Origin of the sequence: Thermoactinomyces sp. DSM 45892 (assembly GCF_900107305.1) — a bacterium.
Lineage (GTDB): Bacteria > Bacillota > Bacilli > Thermoactinomycetales > Thermoactinomycetaceae > Baia.
Genome location: NZ_FNPL01000029.1, coordinates 1 through 5112, shown reverse-complemented (window position 1 = coordinate 5112; position 5112 = coordinate 1). Strand labels below are relative to the sequence as shown.

At 38.3% G+C, this 5112-nt stretch carries 4 protein-coding genes and 1 pseudogene; all 5 read right to left on the bottom strand.

Annotation, left to right across the window (positions count from 1 at the left end; genetic code table 11):
• Window positions 1-256: 256 nt before the first annotated feature.
• Complete coding sequence (locus BLU58_RS15775; RefSeq protein WP_093293805.1) at window positions 257-925, bottom strand: hypothetical protein; 669 nt, start codon at window positions 923-925, stop codon at window positions 257-259.
• A gap of 96 nt (window positions 926-1021) precedes the next feature.
• The gene (gene mqnC, locus BLU58_RS15770; RefSeq protein WP_093293803.1) at window positions 1022-2137 is read right to left on the bottom strand and encodes a cyclic dehypoxanthinyl futalosine synthase; all 1116 of its coding nucleotides are present in this window, start codon (window positions 2135-2137) and stop codon (window positions 1022-1024) included.
• 164 nt (window positions 2138-2301) lie between these two features.
• Window positions 2302-3039, bottom strand: a complete 738-nt coding sequence (locus BLU58_RS15765) for a hypothetical protein (protein WP_093293800.1) — start codon at window positions 3037-3039, stop codon at window positions 2302-2304.
• Window positions 3040-3996: 957 nt separating this feature from the next.
• A complete protein-coding gene (locus tag BLU58_RS15760) occupies window positions 3997-4476 on the bottom strand; it encodes a hypothetical protein (protein ID WP_093293798.1) in 480 nt (159 codons plus the stop codon).
• 9 nt (window positions 4477-4485) lie between these two features.
• Window positions 4486-5112: pseudogene (locus tag BLU58_RS16585) on the bottom strand (hypothetical protein); the annotation flags it as partial.

Here is a 5112-nt window from a genome sequence, read left to right as displayed (position 1 = left end):
CGCTTAGTTGTATAAAAAAGCAACTGAATGCGGCCTAGCCGTAGTCTGTCTATTGGAACTGGATATTTCTGTTAGCAGATTTGCTCATCTCGAGTTCCTTAATTAAAAAGTTTCTAACCTGTTTGAAGTAAATAGATCTTCCTTCGCTTTATTAATTCGCGTAATGGTTCAATAACCAGCAAATGCCCTTAATCCTCTAAGATAAAGGACGAAGGGCATTTCTCTTCTTTATTCGCTGTACTAATGAGTATGGAAGTTACTTTTTCACTTCATTGACAAATTCTTGCCAAGATTTATTGTATGCACTTGTTTTTTGTAGACTTTCGTTGCTCAGAGTTAAAAATTCCCCCTCCAACTTTGTCATATCATCCTCAAGTTTTCTCGAGAATTCTTTCTTTGACTCAACGGACTTCAACACTTCCTCTTCATTCGCGAGAGATTTTTCAGTGATCTCAATGATTTTTAGTCTGGAGTCTAGAAGAGCTTTAAAATTAGCAAGAAAAGTATCACCTAGTTTTTTCAACTTTTCTTTTTTAATTTTATCTACTTTCTTCTGATTAACAGGTAACTCCTCATTTATTTTTTGTATCTCTGCTTTATACTCTGTAAGCAATTTATTCATTTCTACATGCTTATCCTTCATTTGTTTGATACTATCTTGATTTAAGCCTGTTTTTTGCATTGAAAGCATGATACTTCCAATCTCTGTGCTAAGAGAGCTCATTTTGATGTATTTCTGTTCATTTTCATTATACTTAGATATCGTTTTCTCTACCTCTTTTCCAATTTCACGCACATTAACAGCATCCGAGAACAACGAACAACCTGATAGGAGAACAAGAGAAAGCATAATAACTAGAAACTTCTTCATAATATATTCCATTCCTTCTATATGTAATATTTTTTTAAAATCCACAAACACCATTGTAATCTCTTTTAAGATAATTGAAAAGAAAAATATTTATCATAACAAAAAACCCTCTTTCTATATGAAAGAAGGGCCTATATCTATCTAATTTGATTAGTTTTGCATAACAAAGTCGTTCTCTGTAAATTCGCCTTCCTTAAAAACACGTAGCGTTTGATACTTCGTGTTCCGTTGGGCAGGCACTTTACCAGCATCCCGGATGAGTTTGATGGCGAGGTTGTTATTTACTTTATGGGTTGTGCCCGCAGCAGAAACTACGTTTTCTTCGATCATCGTACTACCAAAGTCATTACAACCAAAATGAAGGGACTTCTTCCCGATATCAGGCCCCATAGTTACCCACGAGGATTGGAAGTTGTCAATATTATCTAGCATAAGTCTTGCAATCGCTACAGCTTTCAGATATTCTTCGGGGGAAAGTTTTTCACGCTTCAAATTCGTAAAGTCTGGTTGGAATGTCCACACGATAAAAGCTAGGAATCCGCCTGTCCGATCCTGCTGTTCACGAATACGGAGTAAATGCATAACACGCTCTTCCATCGTTTCTCCAAAACCAATTACCATCGTAGCAGTCGAATGCATGCCTACACGATGCGCGGTATCCATCACTTCCATCCAATCTTCCCATGTTCCCTTTAGACGGGAAATCTGTTTACGAATACGATTATCTAAGATCTCAGCGCCCCCACCCGGAAGGGAATCGAGCCCCGCTTCTTTTAGCTCACGAATCACTTCTTCCAACGTAAATCCATCCGAAACTTCTTGCATCTTCCGGATCTCAGCCGGAGAAAATGAGTGCATCGTGATCTCAGGAAACCGCTTCTTAATCTCACGTAAAAGGTCCGTATAGTAGTGAAATGGCAAATTAGGATTGGTTCCACCCTGCATGAGGATTTCTGTACCACCTACATCAATGGTCTCCTGGATTTTTTTGAAAATTGTATCATCGTCTAATACATAGCCTTCTGTAGAGCCCGGCGCTCGGTAAAAAGCACAGAAACGACAATACGTATCACACACATTGGTATAGTTAATATTACGCCCAATGACAAAAGTGGTAACCGGCTCCGGGTACTTTTTTAACATCATTTGATTCGCCGCCTGGCCGATTTTCTCTATTTCATCACTATTCCATAAAGAGACGCCGTCTTCAAATGTAAGTCTCTCTCCTTGTAATGCGCGTTCCAATATCGCATCGATGTTCGACATCTCATTCACCCCCAGATCCCATATATCCAAAATTATTCTATCAAGGTTACGGTCTAATCACAGCCATTCATCATGTTCATTTTATCACATGATCACAAAAAGCACATGAGATTTTGCTTACCACAAATTCATGTGCTTTATTCGTCTGGTTAATGACCGATCCCCTATATAAAACGTCCCGTTAGCCATGCTTCTACTGATACAATTCCGCCAACAACTGGTTTTCCTTCAGTCACACGATCTAGCGCCGCAAATACTACGTAAGCACTGCCTACTGTCTGCACAGTAAGTTGCCAATACTCTTCTTTAGATAACTCATTTTTCAAGAGTTGTGCGTCTGTTACCACACCATTTAATAAAATAGTAGGTGCAAGAACATCATTCACTTCATCGTTAAAAATCCCAAGTGGAACCAAGGATGCAGATGATAGCGGAACCTCTGGGTCTTGTTTCTGTTCAAACTCCTCTTCCGTAGCAAAACAACGTACTTGATGCGCAAATGCAGAAAGCTCCACGTTACGCGTTTCAGACTGTTGGAATGCCTCTAACACTTCCATATCTCCTGTTTGAAACACAAATGGATACAAACCCGACTCTGGATCCATCTCCTCTTCTGGTCTCATCGAGCCAAATGTGAGCCCTGTCAATTCACCTTCTTCATTCGTATCTACTTCATAGATTCCAATAGGAGAAACCATCCCTTTACGGTGGTGAAAATTCACATGGAACACTTCATGATCCTCATCCATAAGCGCGACAATCTCTTCCCCGTTCGAAAAAACAAGCGAAAACTTCCTACCAAATGAAGTCTCTGTTTGCTCACCCGTTCGAACCACAAGGTCTAGGTACTCCATAAACTGCTCTTCACTTTCGATCGCAAAGCCCATAGAATGTGCTGGCATTATTATGTACTCTCCTTTAGCTGCTAAATATTCTAACCCCTAGTAAGGGATTTTTTTATACATCACTATCCATTTTTCACACCTAAATCGGTCTATCATTTATATTTTCACAAAAAAATGGTTTTCACTTTTGTTTGCAAACCGTCTTATATAGTACCTAGGGCCGGACTCAAAGATCATAGTCACCTACCGCAGGATTTAAGAAAGAAGCTTTATCTTTTATCGTATATGTATGTTCGATATATCCAAGCTCATTTCCAAAACTCTTCCACTTTGTAATAGTCGTACGTTTACATCGTATATTTCCTTTGCAATGGTTTGCATTTACTACTCTACAAAGGTATCACATTTATAGAAATAAAAGAAGTCCCTGTATTCACAGTGCTGTATCTACAGGGACTTCCAATAGAGAATGATAAAATGGGATGATTTTCTTTATGGCGGACAGGATGAACCGTATCGCATATCATGATACACCTATGGACACTTTGAAAAATGACAAGCCAAATGAACATAAATGACTTTTTAAAAAATCGCTGAAACCCTTATGTATCAAGGAGTTTGGCGATTTATTTGTTGTACAACAAATCGCAAACGACTCATGGGTCAGAAAACCCAAAAAGAACCAAAAAAGAGCCCCTCAACTTGAGGAGCTCATTCTTCAAAACCCTTGATATTACTACGTTTTTTTGGTGCCGAGGGTCGGGCTCGAACCGACACGGTAGTCACCTACCGCAGGATTTTAAGATGCAAGACCCATGTTAATTAGTATGTTTCTATGTACAATCCTTTCGAACAGCATGAAAAAAGCACCTCGATCTGTACATACAAGAATGCACCTGTTTGCCGATTATGTTTTGGATTCTTTTTATAGCATATTACACATACAAAGTTTTCTGTAGATAAAAAAAGCCCCTGTATCTCAAGGGACTTGGTTAAATCATTGAAGCACAGATCTTACACATGTTTCATAACGGTAATGATACTCCCTCTTATCGGTATCATAAATCCATCCTTTCTCTCTTGATAAGGGATGTCTGGATAGAGTTCATTTAATTTACTCTCTAGGCCATGGAACGGTGAGATGTCTTGAACGTATATCTTAAGGTGACGAATCATAAAATTCTTAGCATCCAGAAGCATTTCCACACTGCTAATATCTTTACTGATTCGTTCATTCTTATCTCCCGTATACATCATCTTTTCTTCATTGAGTTCGTTATTAGAACTAAGATAAGGCATTAAAACATTGTAAGCTGGATCCCCATTTTGGAATATATCTACTAGATCTAGTACGAGCTCGTCTAATAAACCTTCATTAAATTTCTTTCTAAGTGCAAATTTTGAATCATCTTCTTCTAACCAATCCATAGCAGAATTAGTATCATCTATAACCCCTGGAATCCAAGGCTTTTTATAAAGGAATTTCTTATTCATTTTCATCTCCTATTTCTTAAAGAATTTATATTCTCCACCGATTTGTTCCGCTATCTTTTTAAAATATAACTCAGTACCTACATCTGGGTCCTTTTTATATAATTCACGGATATCATTCCCCCATTTTTGTTGAACATCTAATGCTACTAAATCTATATCGGCTCCCCGCCATCCATCTTTCCCTCTTTTCATACTATATATTTTTCCATTTGGAGTTACTGCCCGTATTTCTGCCATGTCAAATCCCTTTGCTGTTATTAAGTCCTCTAGGCTAAACGGTCCGTTCTTTGGATGATTATGGGTAAATGTCGCATCTTTAGCTAAATGCTTATAATCACTAAGACTAATTGATTTCTCACTACCAACCACTACATCCGATACAGGGTTTCCATTCTTATCAAAGAATTGCCCATGCTCTTTAGAATGGTTTCTAATTTCATCTTCAAACTTCGTAACAGTTTCTGGTATTTGATATTTCTTCACTTCGGGATCAAGATCAGGTTTCTTTATATCTACTTCTGCTTTCCCACTTGGACAATCGATCTTTCCCGCCAATTGCATCGAAGCAAGATAATGACCTGTATCCTGCTGTTGTACAGCTACACAGTCCTTGAACTTCATTAATAATGGCTCGAT